Annotated in this window: 18 protein-coding genes; 5 read left to right on the forward strand and 13 right to left on the reverse strand. The window is 72.2% G+C overall.

Annotated elements, in window-relative coordinates; all coding sequences use genetic code 11:
• Positions 1 to 24: 24 nt before the first annotated feature.
• Positions 25 to 846 carry an SGNH/GDSL hydrolase family protein gene (locus EIL87_RS06445; RefSeq protein ID WP_125089245.1) on the reverse strand — a complete coding sequence of 274 codons (822 nt, stop codon included), beginning with the start codon at positions 844 to 846 and terminating at the stop codon, positions 25 to 27.
• A 320-nt stretch (positions 847 to 1166) separates the two neighbouring features.
• Here EIL87_RS06445 and EIL87_RS06450 point away from each other — a divergent pair, with 320 nt between their 5' ends.
• Complete coding sequence (locus EIL87_RS06450; protein WP_125089246.1) at positions 1167 to 2726, forward strand: aldehyde dehydrogenase family protein; 1560 nt, start codon at positions 1167 to 1169, stop codon at positions 2724 to 2726.
• A gap of 57 nt (positions 2727 to 2783) precedes the next feature.
• On the opposite strand, the gene EIL87_RS06455 is transcribed toward EIL87_RS06450, so the two are convergent.
• Positions 2784 to 3323: a GNAT family N-acetyltransferase gene (locus EIL87_RS06455; protein WP_125089247.1), complete on the reverse strand. Its 540-nt coding sequence runs from the start codon at positions 3321 to 3323 to the stop codon at positions 2784 to 2786.
• Positions 3324 to 3678: 355 nt separating this feature from the next.
• Positions 3679 to 4668 carry a M28 family metallopeptidase gene (locus tag EIL87_RS06460; RefSeq protein ID WP_125089248.1) on the reverse strand — a complete coding sequence of 330 codons (990 nt, stop codon included), beginning with the start codon at positions 4666 to 4668 and terminating at the stop codon, positions 3679 to 3681.
• Between the two features lie 348 nt (positions 4669 to 5016).
• Between EIL87_RS06460 and idi the strand changes: the two genes are divergently transcribed.
• Complete coding sequence (idi, locus tag EIL87_RS06465; RefSeq protein ID WP_125089249.1) at positions 5017 to 5595, forward strand: isopentenyl-diphosphate Delta-isomerase; 579 nt, start codon at positions 5017 to 5019, stop codon at positions 5593 to 5595.
• Between the two features lie 42 nt (positions 5596 to 5637).
• Here idi and EIL87_RS06470 read toward each other — a convergent pair whose 3' ends face one another.
• The 7 genes from EIL87_RS06470 to EIL87_RS06500 form a co-directional block, all read right to left on the reverse strand.
• Entirely contained in the window at positions 5638 to 6948 is a 1311-nt protein-coding gene (locus tag EIL87_RS06470) for a GNAT family N-acetyltransferase (RefSeq protein WP_125089250.1), read from the reverse strand.
• Positions 6949 to 7398: 450 nt separating this feature from the next.
• The gene (locus tag EIL87_RS06475) at positions 7399 to 8046 is read right to left on the reverse strand and encodes a class II aldolase/adducin family protein (protein ID WP_125089251.1); all 648 of its coding nucleotides are present in this window, start codon (positions 8044 to 8046) and stop codon (positions 7399 to 7401) included.
• Positions 8047 to 8056: 10 nt separating this feature from the next.
• Positions 8057 to 8533: a ribose-5-phosphate isomerase gene (locus EIL87_RS06480; RefSeq protein ID WP_125089252.1), complete on the reverse strand. Its 477-nt coding sequence runs from the start codon at positions 8531 to 8533 to the stop codon at positions 8057 to 8059.
• The gene (locus EIL87_RS06485; RefSeq protein ID WP_125089253.1) at positions 8530 to 10260 is read right to left on the reverse strand and encodes a dihydroxyacetone kinase family protein; all 1731 of its coding nucleotides are present in this window, start codon (positions 10258 to 10260) and stop codon (positions 8530 to 8532) included. Before EIL87_RS06485 ends, EIL87_RS06480 begins: the two co-directional genes overlap by 4 nt.
• Position 10261: 1 nt before the next feature.
• Positions 10262 to 11722, reverse strand: coding sequence for an FGGY-family carbohydrate kinase (locus tag EIL87_RS06490; RefSeq protein WP_125089254.1), 1461 nt, complete (start codon positions 11720 to 11722; stop codon positions 10262 to 10264).
• Entirely contained in the window at positions 11719 to 12774 is a 1056-nt protein-coding gene (locus EIL87_RS06495) for a 2-hydroxyacid dehydrogenase (protein WP_125089255.1), read from the reverse strand. The genes EIL87_RS06490 and EIL87_RS06495 overlap by 4 nt, the downstream gene beginning before the upstream one ends.
• Before the next feature lie 34 nt (positions 12775 to 12808).
• Entirely contained in the window at positions 12809 to 13501 is a 693-nt protein-coding gene (locus EIL87_RS06500; protein WP_125089256.1) for an HAD family hydrolase, read from the reverse strand.
• Between the two features lie 122 nt (positions 13502 to 13623).
• Here EIL87_RS06500 and EIL87_RS06505 point away from each other — a divergent pair, with 122 nt between their 5' ends.
• Positions 13624 to 14412 (forward strand): DeoR/GlpR family DNA-binding transcription regulator, encoded by a 789-nt coding sequence (locus EIL87_RS06505; RefSeq protein WP_125089257.1) that lies wholly within the window; start codon positions 13624 to 13626, stop codon positions 14410 to 14412.
• A 244-nt stretch (positions 14413 to 14656) separates the two neighbouring features.
• Positions 14657 to 16009, forward strand: a complete 1353-nt coding sequence (locus EIL87_RS06510; RefSeq protein ID WP_125089258.1) for an MFS transporter — start codon at positions 14657 to 14659, stop codon at positions 16007 to 16009.
• On the opposite strand, the gene EIL87_RS06515 is transcribed toward EIL87_RS06510, so the two are convergent.
• Genes EIL87_RS06515 through EIL87_RS06525 form a run of 3 tightly spaced genes read right to left on the reverse strand, consistent with a single transcriptional unit; the run spans position 16006 to position 21031 of the window.
• The gene (locus tag EIL87_RS06515) at positions 16006 to 17664 is read right to left on the reverse strand and encodes a PIG-L family deacetylase (RefSeq protein ID WP_125089259.1); all 1659 of its coding nucleotides are present in this window, start codon (positions 17662 to 17664) and stop codon (positions 16006 to 16008) included. The genes EIL87_RS06510 and EIL87_RS06515 overlap by 4 nt on opposite strands.
• Positions 17661 to 20090: a GtrA family protein gene (locus EIL87_RS06520; RefSeq protein WP_125089295.1), complete on the reverse strand. Its 2430-nt coding sequence runs from the start codon at positions 20088 to 20090 to the stop codon at positions 17661 to 17663. The genes EIL87_RS06515 and EIL87_RS06520 overlap by 4 nt, the downstream gene beginning before the upstream one ends.
• A complete protein-coding gene (locus EIL87_RS06525; RefSeq protein ID WP_125089260.1) occupies positions 20090 to 21031 on the reverse strand; it encodes a glycosyltransferase family 2 protein in 942 nt (313 codons plus the stop codon). The genes EIL87_RS06520 and EIL87_RS06525 overlap by 1 nt, the downstream gene beginning before the upstream one ends.
• Positions 21032 to 21325: 294 nt before the next feature.
• Between EIL87_RS06525 and EIL87_RS06530 the strand changes: the two genes are divergently transcribed.
• Positions 21326 to 23404: a S9 family peptidase gene (locus EIL87_RS06530; RefSeq protein ID WP_125089261.1), complete on the forward strand. Its 2079-nt coding sequence runs from the start codon at positions 21326 to 21328 to the stop codon at positions 23402 to 23404.
• Positions 23405 to 23665: the final 261 nt, after the last annotated feature.

Below are 23665 nucleotides of genomic sequence, written 5' to 3' on the forward strand. Positions count from 1 at the left end.
ACGCCTCTCCCGTCCCCGGTGTTGTCAGCCGGTGACGGAGTTCAGGGTCGGCAGGTACGCGTTGGCGTGCCCGTCGACGTCGGGGTGGAAGGACTCCTGGATGGGGTTGCTGGGCCCGTTGATCCACTCGTCGGAGGCGCACACGCCGTGGCCGGAGAAGGCGTCGCGGGCGTCGGCGAAGGAGAAGCCGGCCGCCGAGGCGCGTTCGGAGATCACCGAGGCGAGCTCGTCAGCGCCCTCGTTGATCCGCTGGCGCTTGTACTCCGAGTAGAAGGGGATCCCGCAGTCGCCCATCTCGTTGATGCGGGGGTAGCCGAGCACGACGACGTCTGCGTTGGGCGCGGCGGCTCGGATGTTGGCGTAGGTGGTGTCGAGCTTGTCGGGCAGCTCGTTCTGGGCTTTTCCGGTGGCGTCCTTGACCGCGTTGTCGCACCCCTCGTCGGTCCCGGCGACGCAGCTGGTGATGACGTCGACGAAACCGACGTCGTTGCCACCGATGGAGATGGTGACCAGGGTGGTGTCCTCGCTGAGCGAGCCGAGCTGCGAGGAGTTGACGTCGTCGGTGACCGCGCCCGAGCACGCGGCGAACTCGAAGCTGGCGACGTCGTGCGAGTCCGCCCACAGCTGCGGATAGGCTCGGGGACTGCGCAGGCAGTCCCCGCTGTCCTCGAAGTAGTCCCGAGTACCGGTTCCCGAGGCGTAGGAATCGCCCAGTGCGACGTAGTTCTCTGCGGCGGAGTTTTCGGCGGCGGAGTCGGAATCAGCTGCGAAGGCCGGAGCGGTGGCCATGCCGGAGACGACCGAGCACGCGGTCACCGCACCGATGAGGTACCTTGCGTGGCGCATGTTTTCCTCCGTTCGGAGCGCGAAAAGCTCCTTCATTGAAAGAAGTCCGCGCCCATTTCCGGAGGAATTGGCGAACACCCGCCAGCAACCGGGAATCGGGGCACACCGAACACGGCAGCGCCATACGCCATCAGAAGAATCGCGGGGTTCGATTTCGCCGGTTTTCCCGGTCATCGCGCTACGCGGAGGCGCTGAAGAGGTTCACAAGACGCACGTACGTCTTGTTCGAATTCGCACGATTGCAGCAGGCGTGCGGCGCTCCGGCGTGAGATAGTTCTACACCTCCCGGCACCCCGTCCCAATGTTTTTGAGGAGGGCGTATGACACTCCGGGTTCCCGATCACCAGACCGCTTCGGCGGTGCTGTCCCGGGCCGTGGCCGCGGCACCGGAGGCGTTCGACGACGACGTGCCCCGCAACCTCATCGACCGCCGCTGGCGGGCCGTCGGCGAACCCGCGCCGCAGGTCACGCCGGTGGACGGCACGGTCTTCTCGCAGCTTCCCAAGGTCGACGCCGCGGTCGCGCAGGACGCGGTGCACGCCGCCGCACGGGCGCACGAGTCCTGGTCGCAGACCCCCTACGACAAGCGCCGCGAGGCGGTGCTCAGCGCCGTCGAGGCGATGACGCAGGTCCGCGACGACCTCGCGCTGCTGCTGGCCTGGGAGATCGGCAAGCCGTGGAAGCTCGCCTGCGCCGACGTCGACCGCTGCCTCAGCGGCGCCCGCTGGTACGCCGACCACACCGAGCAGATGCTCAACCAGGACGTGGAGGGCGCCCCCTACAAGCGCCAACCGCTTCCCGGCCCGGTCAGCAACATCGCGAGCTGGAACTACCCGATGAGCGTGCTGGTGCACGCCGAGCTCGTGCAGCTGCTCGCGGGCAACGCCGTGATCGCCAAGACGCCCACGCAGGGCGGCGCGGTGACGCTGACCCTCGCGCACGCGCTGATGACGCGTGCGGGGCTGCCCGCCACCCTGCTGTCCGGCGACGGGTCAGCCCTGTCGGACCCGCTGGTCCGCTCCCCCGAGGTCGGTGCCCTCGCCTTCGTCGGCGGACGCTCCAACGGCGGCAAGATCGCCGCCCAGCTGGTCGACACCGGCAAGCGGCACATGCTGGAGCAGGAAGGCCTCAACACCTGGGGCCTGTGGGAGTTCTCCGACTGGGAGGGCCTGAGCGCCCACCTGCGCAAGGGCTTCGAGTACGCCAAGCAGCGCTGCACCGCCTACCCGCGGTTCGTCGTGCAGCGCAAGCTGGTGGACAAGTTCCTGGCGACCTACCTCCCGGTGGTCCAGTCGGTGCGCTTCGGCCACCCGCTGGCCACCGAGGACGGCGAGCCGCCTGCGCTGGACTTCGGGCCGCTGATCTCGGCGACCAAGGCCACCGAGCTGGAGGGCCGCGTCGCCGAGGCGCTGCGCCACGGCGCCGTCCCGCTGCACCACGGCGACCCCTCCCAGGGCCACTTCCTGGAGGACCAGGACATCTCGGCCTACGCGGCCCCGGTGGCGCTGCTGGCACCTCCCGGGGCGAGCAGGCTCATGCACGAAGAGCCGTTCGGTCCGGTGGACACGATCGTCGTGGTCGACACCGAGGCCGAGCTGCTGGCCCAGATGAACGCCTCCAACGGCGCCCTGGTCGCCACCATCTCCTGCGACGACGAGGCCTTCGCGGCCGAGCTCTCCGAGCACGTCCAGGCGTTCAAGGTCGGCACCAACAAGCCGCGCTCGCGCGGTGACCGGGACGAGCCGTTCGGCGGCCGGGGCGCGTCCTGGAAGGGCGCGTTCGTCGGCGGCCAGCACCTCGTGCACGCCGTCACCCAGGGGCCGCCCGGTGAACAGCTCTACGGCAACTTCCCGGGCTACCACCGCTACCCGCAGACCTGATTCGCGGCAGGACCGGACGGGGCATCCCTTTGCGCGGGGTGCCCCGTTCGCGTCGGCTCACCAGGCTTCGCCGGGACGAGGCTCGCAGATCAACGTCCCGGTCAGGTCCAGGTGCGCCGTGACCGGGTAGTAGAAGATCCAGCCGTCCGCCTCCGGGGTCGGGCGGACGCCCGTGCTGGTGAGCACCCCGGTCGGGGCGGGCCAGAGCTTCCACCCGCGGGCGGCGTAGAAGGGACGACCCACCTCGCTGGCACCGAGGGCTCCCAGGTCGTAGGCCGCGCGGACCACGCGTTCGACCTCGGCCATGAGCGCGCCGCCCACGCCCTGGCCCTGGCGGTCGCGGCTGACGGCGACGCCCTCGACGTAACCGGTGCGCAGGGCGCGGTCCCCGAGCAGCAGGCGGCGCATCACCAGCGCTGCGTGCCCGACCAGCCGGTCACCTTCCCAGGCGAGGACGTGCAGACCTCCGAGGCAATGCTCCCAGTCCTCCTCGGTCATGGGGTCCTCCTCGGCGAAGACGTCCCACAGCAGGCTGCGCGCCGCTCGCCGGCACGCTTCGTCGAGGTCCGCCGTGTGGACGCTCCGCAGTTCGGCCATACCGCCCATGGTGGCAGGGATCGGATGGTCGGCAGCGCCTGAGCGGTCCTCCGCGTGGGAGCGTCCGTGGTCCCCTCGTCAAGGACCCGAACCGATGCGGTGGAACAGGGCGTCACACCCGCCCAGCAGGGCGTCGCAGAACGCCGGGTCCGGACCGCGGTGCGCGACCGACCGTGCGTCCACAACGGACTACGAATGTACCCCGACGAGCGGGGTTCTCGACACCGAACCCGTCTCCCGCATCGGTCCACCGGCGTGGGCGTGGGGCTGAAGCAGCCGTCCCCGGCAACCACCGCCTGCGCTGCAGCGGTTGCCGGGGACGGCTTTTCCCTCTCCCGATGGCTCGAACCCGGTGCTAGGGCTGGGGGAACTGCGCCGCGTAGGCCTTCACGGCGTTGGTGATGGCGGCGAAGTTGCGCTCGAGGGCCTGGGTGTCGACGTTGTCGAGGGTGTCGCAGGACTGGTGGTAGCAGGGGTCGAACGCCTCACCGGCCTGACCGCCCCACTTCTCGGCCTGTTCGGGCGTCTTGCTCTGCTCGGCACCGGTGAACGTCCCGCCCGCCGGGATCCCGACCTCGATGAAGGGGCCGTAGTCGGAGCGGCCGTCGAAGTCGGTCCCCTCCGCCGGCGCCCCGGCCGCGCTCAGCGAGTCGTTGAGCAACTGCTCGATCTGCGCCGATCCCTCCGGACCGGGCCCCGCGCCGACCCCGTCGGAGTCGTCGCCGTCGTAGGTGAAGTAGCCGGCGTTGGGCGAGCCGACCATGTCGAAGTTCAGGTAAGCGGCGATCTTCCCCCGCTCGGCCTCCGTGAGCGACTCCACGTAGTGCGTGGAGCCCACGAGCCCCTCTTCCTCGGCACCCCAGAAGGCGAAGCGCACCTTGTTGGTCGGGGTCTCGCCGCCGGCCGCGTAGTCCAGGGCGGCCTGCAGGATCGCGGCCGATCCGGTGCCGTTGTCGTTGATGCCCGGCCCGTCGCCAACGCTGTCGAGGTGGGCGCCGAACATGACGACCTGGTTGGCGTCCCCGCCGGGCGTTTCGGCGACCAGGTTCTTGCCGGTCCCGCCCAGGGACGGGAATTCCTGGACGGTGGTGGTGAAGCCGGCCTGGTCGAGCTGGCCCTTGATGTAGTCCAGCGAGGCCTGGTACCCGGGAGTGCCCGAAGCGCGGTTCCCGCCGTGGGACTCGGCGATGTTCTGCAGCTCCTGCAAGTGGTCCTGCACGGCCAGGGTACCGGCGCGCAGGCCCTCGGTGCCCGTGCTGCTCTCGGCGACGGCCGCGGTGGGCAGCACCAGCGCCGTGGCCGCTGCCAGCGCCGCAGCGGTGGCGAGCGTCGGTCGGTTCGGCATCCCGCGATCCCCTTCGTCGATGTCTCTCGATCGATCTCGTCCTCGCCGGGCGAACGTATCGGCGAGGGGCACGACCGGGACCGCTTTGACGAGAAGTCGCCGAGCAGCGCGTTTTTGCCGTGTTTCCCGGCCGGACCCCACCGCGCTGGTCAGGGGCGGTGTCCGGGGGCGGGAGGGGCAGGATCAGCTCGCGTTGTTCTTCCGGCCGGGCTGAGGCAAGCTGGACCAACACGTCGTCACGGCGCTGCGGGCACCGGCCTGGGTCGTACGGCAGGCGAGTCCAGGGCTCGACGAGGCCCCGGTTCCAGCTGAAGATCGTTCCCACACCAACCCAGGGAGGTACCGCACGTGGAACAGGTGGTCCTGCTCGACGAGGCCGGCCAGGCGATAGGCGTCGAGGACAAGGCGACCGTGCACCACCGGGAAACGCCGCTGCACCTGGCGTTCTCCTGCTACGTGTTCAACGACCACGGCGAACTCCTGCTCACCCAGCGGGCCCACCACAAGCGGACCTTCCCGAGCGTGTGGACCAACACCTGCTGCGGCCACCCCGCTCCGGAGGAGGAGATGAAAGCGGCGATCACCCGCCGCCTCAACGAGGAGCTGGGCCTGACGGTGCGGGGCATCGAACTCGCGCTGCCCGCGTTCCGCTACCGCGCGACGATGGACAACGGCGTCGCGGAGAACGAGATGTGCCCGGTGTTCGTGGCTTTCGCCGACGACGTACCGGAACCCAACCCCGACGAGGTCGCCGGGACCCGGTGGGTGCAGTGGAAGGAGTTCAGCACCGGTGTGCTCGCCGGTGACGTCGAGGTCTCGCCGTGGTGCGCGTTGCAGGTCCGCGAGCTCACCGAGCTGGGGCCAGAACCCGCGCAGTGGCCGATCGGTGCCCCGACCTACCTGCCACCCGCCGCCCGCGTGGCGTGACGACGGCCCCGAACTCACGAGTTCAAGGCCGTTCTGCGTCTGCTACCGGACCACCGCGGTCGGGCTGAGCTCGCGCGCCCAGCGCCACTCGCCGGGCTCGGGTGCGCCGACGAGCTTCATGCCCGCTGCCCGCAGGGTGCGCGCGATCGCGGTGTTGTCGATGTGCGTGCTCGCGGTGAGCGTCGTGATGCCCAGGTCCGCGGCCTGCTCGGCGATCTGCCCGGCGAGGGCGGTGCCGACGCCTCGGCGCTGCCAGTCGTCGCGCACCAGCAGGGCGAGCTCACCGGTGTCACCGTCGTACATCAGGTTGCCCATGCCGACGACCTGCCCGTCCGGCCTGAGCGCCAGCAAGGTGCGGCCGAGGGCCGGGGTCAGCAACCTGCGCAGACCGCGTCCTCCGGGGGCCGGGCCAGGGCTGGAGTAGCGGCGGAACCGCGTGCTGCTCGAGCAGCGCTCGTGGAACTCGGCGACCAGCTCGACGTCCTCGCGGTCAGCCGGGCGCACGACCAGCTCGGCGCCGCTGCGCGTGACCGCGGTCCGCTCCACCGGGCGGACCCGGGCGCGGCAGCTGGCGGCCAGGTCGACCAGGGCACGCGCGCGGGCGTACTCCGCCGGCGTGAACGCCCCGCCCGGACGGGTCAGCACGAGCACTCCGCCGCCGGGTTCGACCAGGCACATCGCGGTCTCGGTGAAGACACCGACCTCCATCGGCGGCTCGGCCTCCTCCTGCCACCGCACGTCGACGTGACCGAGCAGCGAACGCAGCCCGCGCACGAGGTCGGTGCGGCCGTTGACCAGGTCGTTCGCGAGCGTGGCGGTGCGCGTGGGCACGTCGTCGAGCTCGCGGACGTCGGCCCGCGAGGCCGTCACGCCGTACCCTCCGGCGGCCTCCACCGCCGCGACCAGCTCGGCGCGGCGGACCTCGGTGGGCACGTGCAGCAGCACCTCGTCCACGGCGCCGTCGGCCACCGGGTGCACCTGCATGGTCCGGATGTCACCGCCGAGCGCCGCCAGCGCCCCGGCGAGCGTGGCCAGCCGCCCGGGCGTGTCGGTCACGCGGGCTCGGATCCGCCACAGGTCCTGCGGCACGTGCACCGGATCCGCACCGAGCGCACCGGGCGAGAGCGCTGCGGTGGCGCGATCGGCCGCGCGCCTGCGGCGCGACCACCACCGCACCGCCGCCCCCGCCGGCACCAGCGCGGCGCCGGTGCACAGCAGCGCCAGCGCCGCTCCGGCGTGGCCCGGCACCCCGAGGAAGAGGTTCGCCGTCCCCGCGACCAGGAACAGCACGGCAAGCTCGATGATCTCGCGGGACCAGTCCCCGGGTGCTCGGCGGTGCTCGCTGGAAGTCATGCCCCCATGCTTCCCGCACCGTGTTTCACCAGCGCGAACCGCGATGACACCCGTGTGAACAGCGCTCGGAACCGCTCACCCGACCGCTCCGCCCGGAGGCGCCACCAGCGACCCCTGCGGCTCTCCCCCGTCGAGTCCCCCCGTCGGACTTCGCGCGAAGTTCGACGGGGAACGGCGGCCGCCGAACTTCGCGAGAAGTTCGAGGGGGAAGTTCAGCCCTCGAACTTCGCGCGAAAGGTGAACGCCCTCGCGCAGCGCCAGGCGGGAATCGCCCGAACCGAAAGACTCTCACGTCGAGGCTGCTCGATCCCACGGGCTCGACCCCCACAGGCGCGGCGCCCCACAGGCTCGGCACCCCCGCGCGGCACCCGCAGGCGCGGCACCCGCCGGCGCAGCACCCGCCGGCGCGGCGCCCCACGGGCGCGGCGGCCCGGGGCTGTTCCTGGGGCTTCAGCGGGGGGTTTGGCCGTAGCCCGCGAAGAGGGTGGCGCAGTGCTCGAGCTCGGCGTCCGAGAGGAGGGCGGGGTCGCCGAGCTTGGCCGCGGTGAGCCACAGCTCGCAGAGCCACTCGAGCTGGCGCGCCCGGTTGTAGGCCTTGGTGAGCGTGCCACCGATGGTGACCGTGCCGTGGTTGCGCAAGATGCAGCCGTTCCGGTCGCGCAGCGCCTTCGACATCGACTTCGCCAGCGCCGGGGTGCCGAAGGTCGCGTAGTCGGCGACGCGCACCGCACCGCCGTAGTCGGCCAGCTGGTAGTGCACCGCGGGCACCTCGTCGCGCAGCAGCGACAGCGCCGTGGCCTGCAGCGAGTGGGTGTGCACCACCGCCCCCGCCCCGTGCTCGGTGTAGGCGGTGAGGTGCATCGGCAGCTCGGAGGTCGGTGCGAGCTCGCCCTCGACGACCTCGCCGCTGAGGTCCACCAGCGGGATGTCGGCGGTCCGCAGCTGGTCGTACTCCACGCCCGAGGGCGTGACCGCCACCAGGTCACCGGCGCGCACCGACACGTTGCCGGAGGTCCCCACCACCAGCCGGTCGGACGTCATCCGCCGGGCGATGTCGATGACCTCGTCGCGCTCCTCGGCCAGACGCACTGCGCTCATCCCTCCCCGTTCAACAGGCCACTCCGGTGCCCTCGTACCCGTCGATCGCCGCGACCTTGTCGGCCGAGGCCGAACTCGTGTCGAAACGGTAGTCGAGCCACTCGCCGGCGAGCTTGCGGGCCAGTTCGAGCCCGACCACGCGCTGGCCGAAGCACAGCACCTGCGCGTTGTTGCTCAGCACCGAGCGCTCGACCGAGTAGCTGTCGTGCGCGGTGACGGCCCGGACGCCGGACACCTTGTTGGCGCTGATGGCCACGCCCAGCCCGGTGCCGCACACCAGCAGAGCCCGGTCGGCCTCGCCCTCGGCGACCAGCCGGGCCGCCTGGACCGCCACGTGCGGGTAGGCGGTGTGCTCGTCGTCGCCGACTCCGACGTCGACCACGGAGGCGACCCGGGAGTCGCCCTCCAGGTCCGCCTTGAGCGCGTTCTTGTACTCCAAGCCCGCGTCGTCGGAACCGACGACGATGCGCAGTGCCTGCTCGCTCACTGGTCCTGTCCCCCTCCGGAATCCTGTCCGATCAGTTCTCCGACCCGCGTCAGCACGAGCGCCAGCGACGTCGCGCCCGGGTCCGGTGTCCCCACGCTGCGCTCGGCGAGCGGTCTGGCCCGCCCGGTCCGCGGGCGCAGTTCCGCGGTGGCGGCGGCCGCCTTGGTCGCCACCGCCGCCGCGCGCCGCCACGCCACGGCGCCCCCGCTGCCCTCGTCGACCGCGCCGCGGAGGTCTTCCGCGAACGGCACCAAGGCGTCGACCAGGGTCTTGTCACCGAGCTCGGCCCGGCCGAGCCGCTGCACCGAGGCGAGCGCGGCCTCAGCACCCGCGGCCAGGTCGGCAGCGGTGGCCGCGCGGTGGTCGGGCAGCAGGTCGCCGAAGGACCGCAACGCGGCTCCCCACAGCACGCCCGAGGTGCCGCCGGCCTTGGACGCCCACGCGTCACCGGCGGCGACCAGCACCGCCGACGGGCCCACGCCCTGCGCGGCGGCGGATTCGGCCGCCTCGACCGCAGCGACGCTGCCCCGGGTCATGCCTCGTCCGTGGTCGCCGTCGCCGGCGATCGCGTCGAGCCTGCCGAGCTCGTCCTCGTTGTCCCGCAACAGGTCCGCGACCGCGCGCAACGCGCCGACCACCTCGGCGGCGGTCGCCTGCCCCACCTGCGGGGCGACCACGACTTCCGGCTCGACCAAGACCGGGTCCTCGACCTCGACGTCCGATGTGGACGATTCGGTAGAACCCCTGCGGTAGGCGGGGGTGTCGGCGGGGGCGAGCCAGAGCCGTTCCAGCTCGTCGTCCAGCCAGGTCACGGTCAGCGAGCACCCGGCCATGTCCAGGCTGGTCACCAGCTCGCCCACCTCCGGTGCGACGACCTCGACACCGGCCTCGGCCAGCAGCCGCGACACCGTGCCCCACACCACGAAGAGCTCCTCGTACTTGGTGGCGCCCAGCCCGTTGAGGATCGCGGTCACCCGGCCGCTTTCGACCGGTGCTTCCGCCAGCAGTCCGTCGACCAGCGTCTTCGCCAGCTCCGACGCCGAGGGCATCGGCGTCTCGGACACCCCGGGCTCGCCGTGGATGCCCAGCCCCAGACCCATCCGGCCCTCGGGGACCTCGAACAGCGGGTGGTCCTGACCGGGCAGGGTGCAGCCGTCGAAGGCGACACCGAGGCTGCGGGTGCGGGCGTTGGCGTGCTCGGCGACGCGCACCACCTCGTCGAAGTCGTAGCCCTCCTCGGCGGCCGCGGAAGCGACCTTGAAGACCACGAAATCGCCCACCACGCCGCGACGTTTGGCCTGCTCCTCGGCGGGCGCGCTGGCCACGTCGTCGGTGACGACCACGTTGTGCGCGCGGATGCCCTCGCGTTGCAGGCGTTCCACTGCCAGGCCGAAGTTCATGTTGTCGCCGGCGTAGTTGCCGAAGGAGAACACCACTCCCGCGCCCCGGTCGGCCGCGCGGGCCACCGAGTAGGCGTCGGCGGCGGAGGGCGAGGTGAAGATGTTGCCGATCACCGCACCGTCGGCGAAACCCGGGCCGACGACACCGCAGAACGCCGGGTAGTGCCCGGAGCCACCGCCGGTGACCACGGCGACCTTGCCGGGACGGGCCGGGCGGGAGCGCACCACCCCGCCCGGCACGCGCCGGACGTGGTCGGGGTGCGCGGCCACGAACCCCGTGACCATGTCCTCGGTGAAAGTGGCCGGGTCGTCGTACAAACGCGTCACGTCAGGCCTCCTCGACGGGCGCCCAGTGCGGCCGGGCGCGTTCGATGGCGGTCAGGTAGTCGCGGTAGCCGCGGTCGTAGAACTCCACGTTCTTCGGATCGGGTCGCACCACGCGCCGGTCCGCGGCCCAGCGCTCGCGGTCGACGGGCTCGCCCAGCGAGTCCCACGCGGTCATCGCCGCGCCGCGCGCGCCGACGCCCTCCTCGTGCGGGACGTGCAGCGAACGGCCCAGCACGTCGGCGAAGATCTGGCTCCACGCTTGGGAACGCGCCCCGCCGCCGCAGGCCGCGACCTCGCCGCTGAGACCCGCGCTCTCCAGGTTGTGCCGCGCGGCGTAGGCGACGGCCTCGCACATCGAGCGCACCAGGTCGGCGGGCGTGGTCTCCAGCGACAGCCCGGTGAACTGCCCACGCGCCCGCGAGTCGACGAACGGCGCGCGCTCACCGGAGGACGACAGGAACGACAGCGCCGACACACCGCCGGCGCCCGGCCGGCTCTGCGCGAGCAGGGACTCCAGCTGGTCGACGCTGGAGCCGGTCATCGCCAGCACCCAGTCGAGGTTCGCGGTGCCGACCATCGCCGGCATCACCCGCAGGTAGCGCTGCGGGAGCGGCGTGGCCAGCCACATCCCGGCGGGCTCGCCCTGCGGGTCGATGACGACGTCGTCGCGCAGCACCTGGCACCCCAGGGTCGTGCCGATGACGAGGCTGCCGTCGCCGACCGCGCCGACGCCGGAGCCGAAGGCGCAGGCCGGCAGGTCGAACGGACCGGCCGAGACCGGCAAGCCCGACGGGAGCCCGAGGTCGGTCGCCGCGTCCGCGGAGAGCGCGAAGAGCTTGCCGACCGGGGTGGTTTCGGCCAGCAACCGGCGGTGCTCAGCGATGCCGCAGGCGCGCAGCGCCTCGGTGGAGTACTCGCGCGCGGGCACGTCCAGGAACGGCATCGAGGCGTCGGAGGCGTCCACGGTGATCTCACCGGTGAAGCGCTGCACGATCGCGTCCACGCAGTACCCGGCGACGGCCGCGCGCTCCAGGCGGTCGGGCTCGTGCTCGGCGAGGTGGGCCAGCAGCGGCCCGGCCGAGCCCGGGAACATGCCGGAGCCGGTGAGCCCGTGCACCTCCCGCTGCACGCCGTCGGTCTCCCACCGGCGCAGCACGTCGGCCGCGCGGGCGTCCAGCCACGAGATGGCCCGCCCGACGCTGCGCCCGCTCTCGTCGCGCAACCACAGCCCGTCGCCCTGCCCGGTGATGGCCAGCGCCTGGACGGGCTCGGTGGCCGCGGCCGCGACCTCGCGGACGACCTGGACGACCGAATCGACGACCTCGTCGAGGTCCTGCTCCACCAGGCCCGGCGCGGGCCGGTGCAGGGTGGAGCGCACGCTGCGGGTCAGCTTCGCCGTCCCGTCGCGGCCGAGCAGCGAGGCCTTGGTCACCGAGGTGCCGACGTCGACTCCGATGATCATGGCTGCAGGTCCTCGAACTGGGCCAGCACGTCCGGGTTGGCCACGAAGCGGGGCCGGCGTCCGTCGAGGAAGCGCGCGACCTCACCGGCCACGATCTCGGCGGCCCGGTGCGCGGTCTGCCTGGTCGCACCGGCCAGGTGCGGCGTGGTGATCACGTTCGGCGCGTCGAACAGCGGCCAGTCGCGGGGCGGCGGCTCGATGTCGTAGACGTCAACGGCCAGCGCGCCGAGCTTGCCGGCCCGCAGCAGGTCGGGCAGCGGCGCGTAGTCCAGCAGGCCGCCGCGAGCGGAGTTGACCAGCACCGCGCCTTTGGGCAGCAGCTTGAGGTTGTCGGCGTTGAGCAGGTGCTGGGTCTCCGGGGTCAGCCGGGCGTGCAGGCTGACCACCGAGCTGCGCCGCAGCAGGTCCTCCAGCTCGACGAGCTCCACGCCCTCGTCGGCGACGTCGGCCGCGCTCACGAACGGGTCCGCGACCAGCACCTTCGCACCGAAGGCGCGCAACACGCGGGCCACGATGCGCCCGATCGCGCCGTAGCCGACGAGCCCGGCGGTGGAGCCTTCGAGCTCGATGCCGGCGTTCTCGTAGGCGTAGTAGTCACCGCGCCAGTTGCCGTCCTTGAGCTCGGCGTCCGAACCGGGGATCCGGCGCAGCGCGGCGAGCATCAGGCCCACCGCGAACTCCGCGGCGGCAGCGGCGTTGCGACCGGGGGCGTAGCTGACGATGACGCCGTTGTCGGTGGCCGCCTGGAGGTCGACGTTGACCGGGCCGCCCCGGCAGACGCCGACGAACTTGAGGTTCTCGGCGGCGTTGAGGACGTCGCCGGTGAACGGTGCCATCTGGGTGGCGACGATCTCGTGTGCGCCGAGCGCGTCGAGCAGCCGCTGCTCCGTACCGCTGGCCTCCTGCACGTTGCCGACCGGGCCGAACGGCTCCACCGGCCACGGCAGCTTCAGCGTGTCGAAGTGCAGGTCGCGCTCGGTGGCGCGGCGCAGTGCGTCGACGAACACCTCGGGGTGCACGAAGTGGTCGCCGGCGGCCAGAACGTTGGTCATCTCCTGGACTCCCTTGTCGCGAGGTGCGTGCGGCTCAGCGTGCCTGCGGCAGCGACCCCACCAGGCGCAGCCGCACGTCGTCGAGGTCGGTGGCGATGTGGGTGGCTCCGGCGAGCGCGTCCTCGGCCGGCGGGTAGTCCCCGTTCGGGATCGCCACCACCGTCATGCCCGCGCGGGCGGCCGCGCGCAACCCGTTGCTGGAGTCCTCGACGGCCAGGCAGTCCGCCGGTTCGTGGCCGAGCTTGTCGGCCGCGGCCAGGTAGACGTCGGGGCTGGGCTTGCCGCGCGGCACTTCGGCGCTGGACACGGTCGCGGAGAAGTGCGGGGTCAGCGCGTGCCGGTCGAGGACGGCGTCGATGAGGCGTCGCGGTGCCGAGGAGGCCAGCGCGATGGGTGCGCGGGCGGCGACGTCGGTGACCATCTTCTCCGCGCCGGGCAGGAGCTCGATCTCACCGCCGTCGAGCGCGGCGATCATGTCGTCGACCACGATGCGCTCGGTCTCGGCGGCGGACTCGGTCGCCTGGCTGAACTCGGCGAGGAACGCAGCCCACTCCGGTGCGCTCATGCCCTGGACCTGCCGGGTCTCCTGCCCGGTCCAGGTGCGGCCGCGAGCCGCGGCGAAGCGGGACCACATCCGCTCCCACAGGTGCTCGCTCTCGACCAGGACGCCATCCATGTCGAACACGACCGCGCGATGAGCGCCGTTCGGTCGATCCGGCTGGGTCATACGTACCTCCCGCCAATCACTGGTGGCATCAAATTAACAGTCAAACCGTTAACTGTCACTACCCCAGTGATACTTCGGCAGGCCTGCGCCGGACGACGCGCTCGGCGAGGCAAGATGAGCGCATGGCGTCCGCACCGAAGAAGCAGTCACCGCGCCTCCAACGGCAGCAGAAGATCGTCGACCACGTGCTCGCGCAGGGGTTCGCGAGCGCCGCGGAGCTGTCCCAGCTGACCGGGGTCAGCCTGATGACAGTGCACCGCGACCTCGACGACCTGGCGACGCGAGGACTGCTGCGCAAGTACCACGGCGGGGTCTCGGCGCAGCCGTCGACGGTGTTCGAGTCCAGTTCGGACTTCCGGCTGCACACCCACACCGCGGAGAAGGAGGCGCTGGCCGCCGAAGCCCTGCGGTTCATCACACCGGGCACGTCGGTGATGCTCGACGACTCCACCACGGCGCTCGCGCTGGCCAGACTGCTCCCGGACGTCGGCCCGCTCACCGTGGTCAGCAACTACCGGCAGGTGCAGGAGGCGCTGCGCGACGTGCCCGACATCCGGCTGATCGGCCTGGGCGGCGAGTACTCGCGGACGCACGACTCCTACCTGGGACTGCCGTGCCAGGAGATGATCTCGACCTTCTCGGTGGACCTCGTCTTCCTGTCCACATCGGCCATGAACGCCCGCCTCACCTACCACCAGGAGCAGGAGATCGTCCTGGTCAAGCGGGCGATGATGAGCAGCGCCACCACGAAGGTGCTGATGATGGACGCCAGCAAGGTGGCCCGCTCGGCGCTGCACCAGCTGGCCCCGGTCAGCGCCTTCGACCACGTCCTGCTCGCCGGGAAGCTCGACGACGCCCTGGTCGAGGAGATGCGCGAGCAGACCGAGGTGCGCCTGGCGCCGGTGGGCTGATCAGGGCGAGCAGTGCTCCCACCCCACCCCGTCGTGGAGCGCGCACCCGCCGTGCCGCTGTGTGGGACGCCGCGTGCGGTGTCCGCGGAGCCGCTCCGGTCCTGCCACCCGCATCGCCGAGCGAAAGGATCCTCGAAGTCGTTTTAACATCTTGTGCGTTAACTTCAACAGGGTGCATGATGGCCGACATTCGTTGGCTCGGTGCGCGGGAGCGCACCGGAACATCCGACCTGTGGAGACAGTGATGTCCCAAACGTCCGCAGCCGAGTCCCCTGGACCGGCCGGCTTCCTCGACCGCATCGGGATCCCGCGGCAGCTCTTCTGGGGCTTCGTCGCCGTCCTGATCTTCATGATCGGCGACGGCGTGGAAACCACGTTCCTGTCCGACTACCTGCAGCGACCCGAGGGCGGGGCGCTGCCGGGGGCGGTCGCCTCGTTCGCCACGGTCACCCTCTACGGCGTCGCGGCCATGATCGCGGCGTGGTTCTCCGGAACGCTCTCGGCGATCTGGGGTCCGCGCCGGGTGATGTGGCTGGGCGGCGCCTGGTGGGTCGGCTTCGAGTGCGTGTTCCTGTTCGCGGCACTGCCCTCGCACAACGCGGTCTTCATCGTGGCCACCTACGGCATCCGCGGCCTGGCGTACCCGCTGTTCGCGTTCTCGTTCCTGGCCTGGGCGCAGGTGGCCAGCCCCACCAAGATGCGCGGTTCGGTGGCCGGCTGGTTCTGGTTCGCCTTCACCGGCGGGCTGCCCACGCTGGGTGCTGCGGTCGCAGCGGTGTCGATGGGCGTGCTCGGCCTGGACGACTACGAAACCCTGGTGCTGTCGCTGGTCGTGGTGACCACCGGTGTCCTGATCGGTTCCTTCGCGGTGCGCGAGGAGCACGGGCTCAAGCCGATCGCCGACGAGACGGTGGAGAACCCGCGCAGCCTCAAACGCCTGGCCGAGGGCGTGGACATCCTCTGGCGGGACCGGCGAGTGCTGGCCGGTGGTCTGATCCGCATCGTCAACACCGCGCCGCAGTACGGGTTCTTCGCCATGTTCCCGTTCACCTTCGGGCCCGCGGCTCCGGACGGCGGCTTCCTGACCGCGGCGCAGGTCGCGTCGCTGGCCTCCATCGCCTACGGCGCGAACATCGTGGCGAACCTGTTCTTCGGCGTCTTCGGCGACCGGTTCGGCTGGCGCCGCACGGTGACCTGGTTCGGCTGCGTGGGCTGCGCGATCGCCACGCCGCTCTGGTACTTCAGTTCGATGGCCTCGCAGAGCTTCGCCGTCGCGGCGACGTTCGGCGTGGTCTACGGCCTGGTGCTGGCCGGTTTCGTGCCGCTGTCGGCCCTGATGCCGTCGATGGTCGCCGCCAAGGACAAGGGTTCGGCGCTGGCGGTGCTGAACTTCGGCGCCGGTGGCGCGGCGTTCGTCGGACCGGTCGTGGTCACGGTGCTGTACCCGCTGGTCGGTGGCGGTGGCGCGACGATCGTGTTCTGCCTGATGTACCTGGGCGTGGGCCTGCTGTCGCTGCGAATGAAGGACGACAGCGACCCGGGCGAGCACCGCGCCTCGCGCACCGGTGCTCCGGCCGCCGCCGGAGCGTCGGCCTAGGGCACTGGGAAAGTCCTGATCAGGCCGTCGCCCGTCAGGGCGGCGGCCTGATCTCCGTCCGGGGACAGCGCGGGCCGGCCCTCGACCGGCCCTAGCACCGCCCTCGCTCCCGGCCGGTGGACCTCGAGGAGGCCGTCGGCGTTGCGGAAGGCCAGCACCGGTCCCGGGGCGATCGCCGGATCGGTGATCGCGTCAGCGTCGAGGGTGCGCACTCGCTTCCAGCCCGCCTCCTCGGCCAGCACGACCACCTCTCCGGTGGCGTTCCGAAAAGCGACGTGTCCGCCGGCCGCGGCGATGCCGCCGACCGGGTGCTCGTCCGAGGGCACGAGTTCGCCGCAGCCCGGCTCGGTGAGCCGCCAGTGCAGCATCCCCGCCCGCGAGGCCGCGAGCACGTGGGCCTCACCGGCCGAGGTGACCACTGTGGACACCTCGTCGCCGATGTCGGTCCCGCCGAGCCGGCACCAGCCCCGGCCGTCGCGGACGCTCACACCACCGCCCGCGTCCCGGACCGCGACCACCACGCGTCCGCGCACCGACGCGGCCGACGGAGGCCCGAGGTCGACGCCCGGGTGCCGCGGCGGTGGAGCACCCAGCGGGAACCACGGCCGGTCGTGCTCCTTCAGCCACACCGCGCCGGTTTCGCGGTCCTGGACCACCATTCGGCCGGGATCGACGAACGCCACCGAACCCTCGCGCGGCGTGAAGCCAGGTGTGTCCACAACGGACTCCTCCCCCGGTTCCGCGAGCACCAACCGCTTTCCGCGCACGTGCGCGTGACGACCGGTCGTCACCCACCTCGTCCCCCACGGGCGCCGCAGCCGCATCGCGGAAAGCCAGGCGGCGTAGGGTTCGCCAAGGCCGACCAGCGGGTCGTGCGCGGCGTAGCGGGCGAAGACGGCGCGCTTGTCCGCCACGACCCGCTGCGGGAGGTTCGGCGGCGCGTCGGCGGTGTTGTAGTCGCGGTAGTGCAGCAGCGGCACGACGGTGCCGCGCAGCGCGGCTTCGGCGAACCGAGCGGTGGCGAGGTGGTCCGGGTGGTCGTGCGCTCCGCCCCAGTGCTGCTGGTAGCGCGGGTCGGGACGCGGGTCCTGGGTGCGGACCAGCGTCGGGGCGAACTCCTCGCGGACCCGGACCAGCGCAGCGATCACCGACGTGCGGTCGTGGCTGCTCGCGGGCGCGACCGACCCGGTCGCGAGCACGGTCCGCACGCGGTGCGCGGGGTCGCGCCACAGCCTGCTCAGCGCGTGCCGGGAGGCCGGGTCGTTGTCGTCGGGCAGACCGAGGAACACCAGGCTCACGCCCGGACGCCGCCGGAGCTGCTGGACCTCGGCCCACCGACCGCCCGGCAGCGCCAGCGCCGTCCGGCTCCACTCGTCGGCGACGCCGGCCATCGCGGCGAACGCGGCGCGCGCACCGGCCTGGCGGTCGGCCGCGTAGCCGGCGGGTGGCTGCACGTCGCTCTCGCCCGCCGTGAGGAACACCGTCGCGACGCGGGCGCCCGAGCGGATCGCCAGCGGCACGTCCGGGCTCATGAACAGCATGTCGTCGTCCGGGTGGGCGACGAGCTGCAAGTGCGACGGCCTCGGCGACGCGGAAGTCGTTCCCGAGCCGATCAGGAGCACCGCGACCGCGACCAGCACCGCCGCGGCCCTCACCGCGCCCACCTCGGCGGACGCACCCACGCCACCAGCGCCCCGAGCCCGACCAGCAGCAGACCCACCTCGACCCCCGGAGGCACCCACGTCAGGGTCACCGCACCGCCGGTGACACCCGGTGGAACCCGCACGGTCAGCAAGCCGGCCCCTGTCGCGGAGGTCGGCACCGGAGTGCCGTTCACGGCGGCCCGGTAACCCGGCCACGACAACCTCGCGAACACCAGCTCCCCGCTCCCGGTGAAGCGGACGACCTCGGTGCGGGCGCCGCGCTGCACGTCCTCGACCACCCGAACCCCGCGTGCCACGCTCACCCGCCCCTCCGGCCACGGAACCGGGCCCACGCGGCTGAGCACCGCGACCTCCGCGCTGCGGTGCGCGACGCGCCACCCCGGTGGTGCTGCGGTGATCTCGCGCAGCCGTCGCTGCACCACGACGTGCACGGCCTTGAGCTGGTCGGCGAGCCGGTCCGGGCCCCACAGGCGGTCGTAGGCGTGCGAGCAGGTGGCGCCGAAGTAGTTGAGGCACAACGTCGTGTGCATCGCGTCGTGCCCGATCCCGGTGTAGGACACCAGGCTCGGCACCCCGGCTGCGACGGGCATGTTGCCGAGCAGCAGCTCCGACCACGCGCTGCGGTCGGCGATCCGCTCGGGCGGGATGAGCTCCCGGGAGGCCACCTGCACCACCGTTCCGCCGCGCAGGTGCGCGTGGTCCCGGCGCAGGGCGGCGACGTCCGTCGGGAAGCGGTAGTCGGCGATGTCGCGGTTGAGGGGGAACCACAGCAGTTGCACGGCGAGCACCACCGCGGTGCCCAGGTGCAGCACCACGAACAGCCTCGTGCGCAGCGCGCACACCACCAACCCGGTGACCAGCACAAGCCCGATCAGGTGCTTGGGCGCCTGCGCCGGCCACGCGGCGACCGCGAGGTAACCCCCGCCCAGCACCAACAGCGCCGACGTGACGGCCCGTGCCCGCACTCGGTCCCGGCGCAGCCCAGCGGTCAACGCCACGGCCAGCAGCACCGCCACCGCGAGGTGCAGGAGCGCGATGTGCCGCAGCGGCCAGCGGAACATCCACACGTTCGACGGCCCCAGGCACAGCAGGGCGGCACACCCCGCGACGACGAGCACCGCCGCACACCGCCGCCACGGCATCCGCCGCCAGTCCAGCCACGGCAGCAACGGCACGGCGAACCAGGCCAGGAACACAGCGGGAACGGTCATCCGGTAGTCGCCGAAGGAGATGATCTGCGGCAGGAACCCCGGCGTGCTCGCGTTGAGCAGATCTCCGATGCCCGGCACCAGCAGACCCGAGTTGAACAGCTCCCGCCCGGAACGCCAGCCGACCGCCGAGGTCTCCAGCACCGGCCAGAACACCAGCGGCAGGCACGACGCGGCCGCAGCGCCGATCAGCAGCAGCCGGCGTGGCCCGAACTCGACCGCGAGCCCGCAGAACACCAGGCACAACCCGAGCACCCCGTACGGATCACCCGCCGAGATGCACAGGAAGCAGAACACGAAGGGCAGCACGCCGCTCGCGCGCTGCTCGAGGTGCCTGCGCAGCGCCCACCACGCCCACGGCAGCCACGCGAACCCCATCAGCCCACCGGCCCAGCTCGCGGCCTGGTAGTGCAGCACGAAGCCCGAGACCGGTAGCGCGACCGACAACGCCGCTGCCGCAGCGGGTCCCGCCCCGCACGCGCGGCACAGCAGGTGGGTCCCGACCGCCAACAAGACCAGGGACTGGATCTTGACCACGGCCGCCGCGACCGCCAGGTCCCCGATCAGCGCGACCAGGACGAAGTCCAGCAGGTGCACCGGGTTCCAGATCCCGAACAGCGACTCGGCCGCGAGGTTGCCGCCCATCCACGCGTCCGGTTCCAGACCGAACGCCCACCGGCCGGTCAGCAACCGTTCACCGAGCCGGTGCCACATCGGCAAGAACTGCGCCGCGCTGTCGTCGGCGAAGTAGAACGAGGGGTTCACCAGCAGCGGCATCGCGGCGAGACCGGCCGCCGCCAGCGCCACGGCCGCGGCAGCGCGCCACTCACCTCCCGGCCGGCGGGTCAGGGCGGCGCGGCTGGTCACGAAGGTGACCGGCACGAGCGCGATCCCCACGACCGGCGCCAGCACCGGATCGACGCCGAAGACGGTGACCGCCAAGGCCACGGCCGCGGTGCTCGCACCCAGCAGCACCAGGCTCGCCAGCGGGAACAGCAGCAGCGACCGACCCGACGGCGGTACCCGGAAGGTGAACCGGCAGTTCAACGCGTAGGAGCACAGCGTCGCGACGGCGGTGGCCAGCACGTGCGCCAGCAGGTAGGGCAGCACCAGCCACAGCGCGAGGTACACCGCCCAGTGAACCGAGGTGTTCGCGCCACCGACCAGGGCGAAGCGGCCGAACTGCGAGCCGGTGATCCGCCGCCACATCACGACACCAGCTCCGCGGCGCGCAACCGCTGCTCGACCGCGCGCGGCGGTCCCGGTACAGGGCTGGACTCCTTGACCACGTAGTGCGGCCTGCGCCGCGCCTCGGCGCAGGCTCGACCGACGTACTCCCCCAGCACGCCGAGCAGGAAGACCTGCACACCGCCGAGCCCGAACAACCCGGCCGCCCAGCGGTTCCGACCGCGCACCACGGCACCGGCCACGCAGCCGAGACCGGTGGTGAGGAGGCCGAGGACCAACGCCGGGCGCAGCGGTGCGTCGTTGAACGAGACCAGCCCGTCGATGCCGTGGTCGACCAGCGCTGACAGCCGCCACCGCGACTCGCCGGTCTGCCGGGGCACGTTGCGGTAGGTCACGTAGCCGGTGTCGAAGCCGATCCAGGCGAACAGGCCCTTGGAGAAGCGGTGGTGTTCCGGCAGCGACAGCAGCGCGTCCACCGCGCGCCGCGAGAGCACCCGGAAATCCCCCGCGCCGTCCCGCAAGGACACGTCCAACCACCGCCTCGCGAGCCGGTAGTAGGTGCGGGACAAGGCGGTCCGCCACGCGGTGTCGCCGGAGCGGCTGCGGCGGGCGACGACCTGGTCGTAGCCGGTGTCGAGCAGCACCAGCATCCTCGGCAGCAGACGCGGCGGGTGCTGCAGGTCGGCGTCGAGCAGCGCCACCCGGTTGCCGCGCGCGTGCCGCAGGCCGCACAGCACCGCGGACTCCTTGCCGAAGTTGCGACTCAGCGACACGTACCGGAAACGCGGGTCGTGCTCGCTGAGCCGCCGCGCCTCGCACAGCGTGCGGTCGGTGCTGCCGTCGTCGACCAGGATCACCTCGTAGTCCCGGACCTCACCGGCCAGCGCCTCCACCAGCGCGTCGTAGAGCCGTTGCACGCCGTGCTCCTCGTTGAAGCACGGCACCACCATCGACAGGTACATGGGGAGTCTCATCCGTTCCGGAGCCGATGCCCGCGCACCGGATCACCCGGATCCGCAGCGGGCTTTGCGCGATCACCCGGAACCCTGCCCGCCAGCCCCTGCCGGCCCCCCTCCCAACTCACCGGCGGATCCCCCGGACCGGTCGCGGGAACCGCTCGCGGCCCCCGGGGTGACACCGGTTCCGGTCGACGGGACGGCAGCCGGGCGCGAGCAGGTCAACGCTGGTCCCGGAGCTGGAGGTGAGCGGCGGACCTGGTGCGGCACCGGGGCGTCCGTGATGGCAGGGTGGTTCGCATGTCGTCCGCAACGTTTCCTCGCCGGAGCGCACGCACGCAGGGCTTCAGCCTGGGCGCGCCCCGCAACTTCACCGTCGTCGGAGACGGTGCGCGCGTCTTGTTCTTGCGCTCGACCAGCGGCACCGACCGCACCACCGCCCTGTGGGTGCTCGACACCGCCACCGGGACCGAACGGTTGCTGGTCGACCCGGCGACGCTGCAGGCGGGCGAGCAGGTCAGCGCCGAGGAGCAGGCCCGCCGGGAACGCGCCCGCGAGCGGGCCACCGGCATCACCGGCTACAGCACCGACCGTGCCGGCGACCTGGTCGTGTTCACCCTGTCCGGCCGGTTGTTCGCGGTGGACGTCACTACCGGCGAAGCACGCGAGCTGCCGGTGCAGCAGCCGGTCGCCGACCCGCGTCCCTCCCCGGACGGAGCCCGGATCGCTTACCTGTCCGGCCGCGCGCTGCGGGTGATCGAAGCGGACGGTTCCGGCGACCGCGCCTTGGTCGAGCCGGAGGGCGAGACGATCACCTGGGGTGTTGCCGAGTTCATCGCGGCCGAGGAGATGGACCGGCACCGCGGTCACTGGTGGTCCCCGGACGGCGAGGCACTGCTGGTCGCCCGCGTGGACGAGGCTCCGGTAGGGCACTGGTACCTGGGTGATCCCGCCCATCCCGACCGGGTCCCGGTCGCCACCCGCTACCCCGCCGCGGGCACCGACAACGCCGAGGTCTCGCTCGCCGCGATCGACCTGAACGGCGATCGCGTCGCGATCGAGTGGGACCGCGCCACCTACCCGTACCTGGTCACCGCGCACTGGTCGCGCCACGGCAGCCCGCTGATCGCGGTGCAGACCCGCGACCAGCGCACCCAGCTGGTGCTCGCCGTCGACACCGGGACCGGGAAGACCAGCGAGGTGCACCGGGACACCGACCCGCAGTGGATCGACATCAAGCAGGGTTGGCCCTCGTGGACGCCCCGCGGCGAGCTCGTGCGCATCGACGCCGCCGACGGCGCCTACCGCCTCGTCGTCGGCGACGAACCGTGGACCGAGGCGCCGTTGCAGGTGCGCGGCATCCTCGACGTCGGCGCGGACGACGTGCTGGTCTCCGCTTCCGGGGACGACCCGGCTGAAGTGCACCTCCACCGGGTCACCGCGCACGGCCACGAGCGCCTGACCGACGGGTTCGGCGTGCACACCGGCACGCGTGGCGGTGACGTCCTGGTCGTGGCCAGCAGCTCCCTCGACGACCCGCGCGCCCGCGTGGTGGTGCGTCGCGGCACCGAGGTGATCACCGAGATCGCCAACCACGCCGAGGAGCACGGCCTGGACCTCAACGTCCAGCTGCTGCGGCTCGGCGAGCGGCGGCTGCGCAGCGCCCTGGTGCTGCCCAGCGGCCACACCCCCGGCGACGGCCCGCTACCGGTCCTCGTCGACCCCTACGGCGGTCCGCACGCCCAGCGGGTGCTGGCCCGCCAGCAGGGCTACCTGACCTCGCAGTGGTTCGCCGACCAGGGCTTCGCGGTGCTCATCACCGACGGTCGAGGGATGGCCGGGCGCGGGCCGGACTGGGACCGCGCCATCGCCGGCGACCTGGCCGGTCCGCCGCTGCAGGACCAGGTCGACGCGCTGCACGCGGCCGCAGCCGAGCACCCCGACCTCGACCTCGACCGCGTCGCGATCCGCGGCTGGTCGTTCGGCGGCTACCTCGCCGGGCTGGCGGTGCTGCGCCGCCCGGACGTCTTCCACGCCGCGATCGTCGGCGCCGGAGTCGTGGACTGGCGGCTCTACGACACCCACTACACCGAGCGCTACCTCGGCAACCCGAACACCTCGCCGGAGGTCTACGAGGCGAACTCGCTGCTGCGCGACGCCGCGAAGCTGGAACGGCCGATGCTGATCGTGCACGGCACGGTCGACGACAACGTCGTGTTCGCCCACGCCCTGCGCCTGTCGGAGGCGCTGACGGCCGCGGCCCGCCCGCACTCGGTCGTGCCGCTGGCCGGGGTCAGCCACATGCCCACCGACGAGACCACCACCGAGAACCTGCTGGTCATGCAGGTCGACTTCCTCCGCAAGTCCCTGGCCCGCTAGGCCCTGTCCACGAGCGGCGGCGGACCAGCTCCACTGTCCCAGGCCCCCGCGCCGCCGTGTCGCCGTGCCAGCGTTCGACGTTCGCGCGAATGTCGAACGCTGAAGTTCCCCGTCGACGTTCTCGCGAAGTTCGACGGTGGGACGCGGTCCGGGCGACGGCGCAGGTTCGTCCGCGGCTTCGACGGCGAGGAGGTCGTGTCGCCGGGCACCGGTGTTCCTCAGGGACGACGGGCGCGGAGTTCACGGCTGCTGCGCTCGTTG

Source organism: Saccharopolyspora rhizosphaerae, assembly GCF_003931915.1.
Classification (GTDB): domain Bacteria; phylum Actinomycetota; class Actinomycetes; order Mycobacteriales; family Pseudonocardiaceae; genus Saccharopolyspora; species Saccharopolyspora rhizosphaerae.

Bases quoted from the DNA above. Each gene is read 5' to 3' on its own strand.
- EIL87_RS06445 (WP_125089245.1), bottom strand. From the start codon at position 846: ATGCGCCACGCAAGGTACCTCATCGGTGCGGTGACCGCGTGCTCGGTC.
- EIL87_RS06450 (WP_125089246.1), top strand. From the start codon at position 1,167: ATGACACTCCGGGTTCCCGATCACCAGACCGCTTCGGCGGTGCTGTCC.
- EIL87_RS06455 (WP_125089247.1), bottom strand. From the start codon at position 3,323: ATGGCCGAACTGCGGAGCGTCCACACGGCGGACCTCGACGAAGCGTGC.
- EIL87_RS06460 (WP_125089248.1), bottom strand. From the start codon at position 4,668: ATGCCGAACCGACCGACGCTCGCCACCGCTGCGGCGCTGGCAGCGGCC.
- EIL87_RS06470 (WP_125089250.1), bottom strand. From the start codon at position 6,948: ATGACTTCCAGCGAGCACCGCCGAGCACCCGGGGACTGGTCCCGCGAG.
- EIL87_RS06475 (WP_125089251.1), bottom strand. From the start codon at position 8,046: ATGAGCGCAGTGCGTCTGGCCGAGGAGCGCGACGAGGTCATCGACATC.
- EIL87_RS06490 (WP_125089254.1), bottom strand. From the start codon at position 11,722: ATGATCATCGGAGTCGACGTCGGCACCTCGGTGACCAAGGCCTCGCTG.
- EIL87_RS06495 (WP_125089255.1), bottom strand. From the start codon at position 12,774: ATGACCAACGTTCTGGCCGCCGGCGACCACTTCGTGCACCCCGAGGTG.
- EIL87_RS06500 (WP_125089256.1), bottom strand. From the start codon at position 13,501: ATGACCCAGCCGGATCGACCGAACGGCGCTCATCGCGCGGTCGTGTTC.
- EIL87_RS06505 (WP_125089257.1), top strand. From the start codon at position 13,624: ATGGCGTCCGCACCGAAGAAGCAGTCACCGCGCCTCCAACGGCAGCAG.
- EIL87_RS06510 (WP_125089258.1), top strand. From the start codon at position 14,657: ATGTCCCAAACGTCCGCAGCCGAGTCCCCTGGACCGGCCGGCTTCCTC.
- EIL87_RS06520 (WP_125089295.1), bottom strand. From the start codon at position 20,090: ATGTGGCGGCGGATCACCGGCTCGCAGTTCGGCCGCTTCGCCCTGGTC.
- EIL87_RS06525 (WP_125089260.1), bottom strand. From the start codon at position 21,031: ATGTACCTGTCGATGGTGGTGCCGTGCTTCAACGAGGAGCACGGCGTG.
- EIL87_RS06530 (WP_125089261.1), top strand. From the start codon at position 21,326: ATGTCGTCCGCAACGTTTCCTCGCCGGAGCGCACGCACGCAGGGCTTC.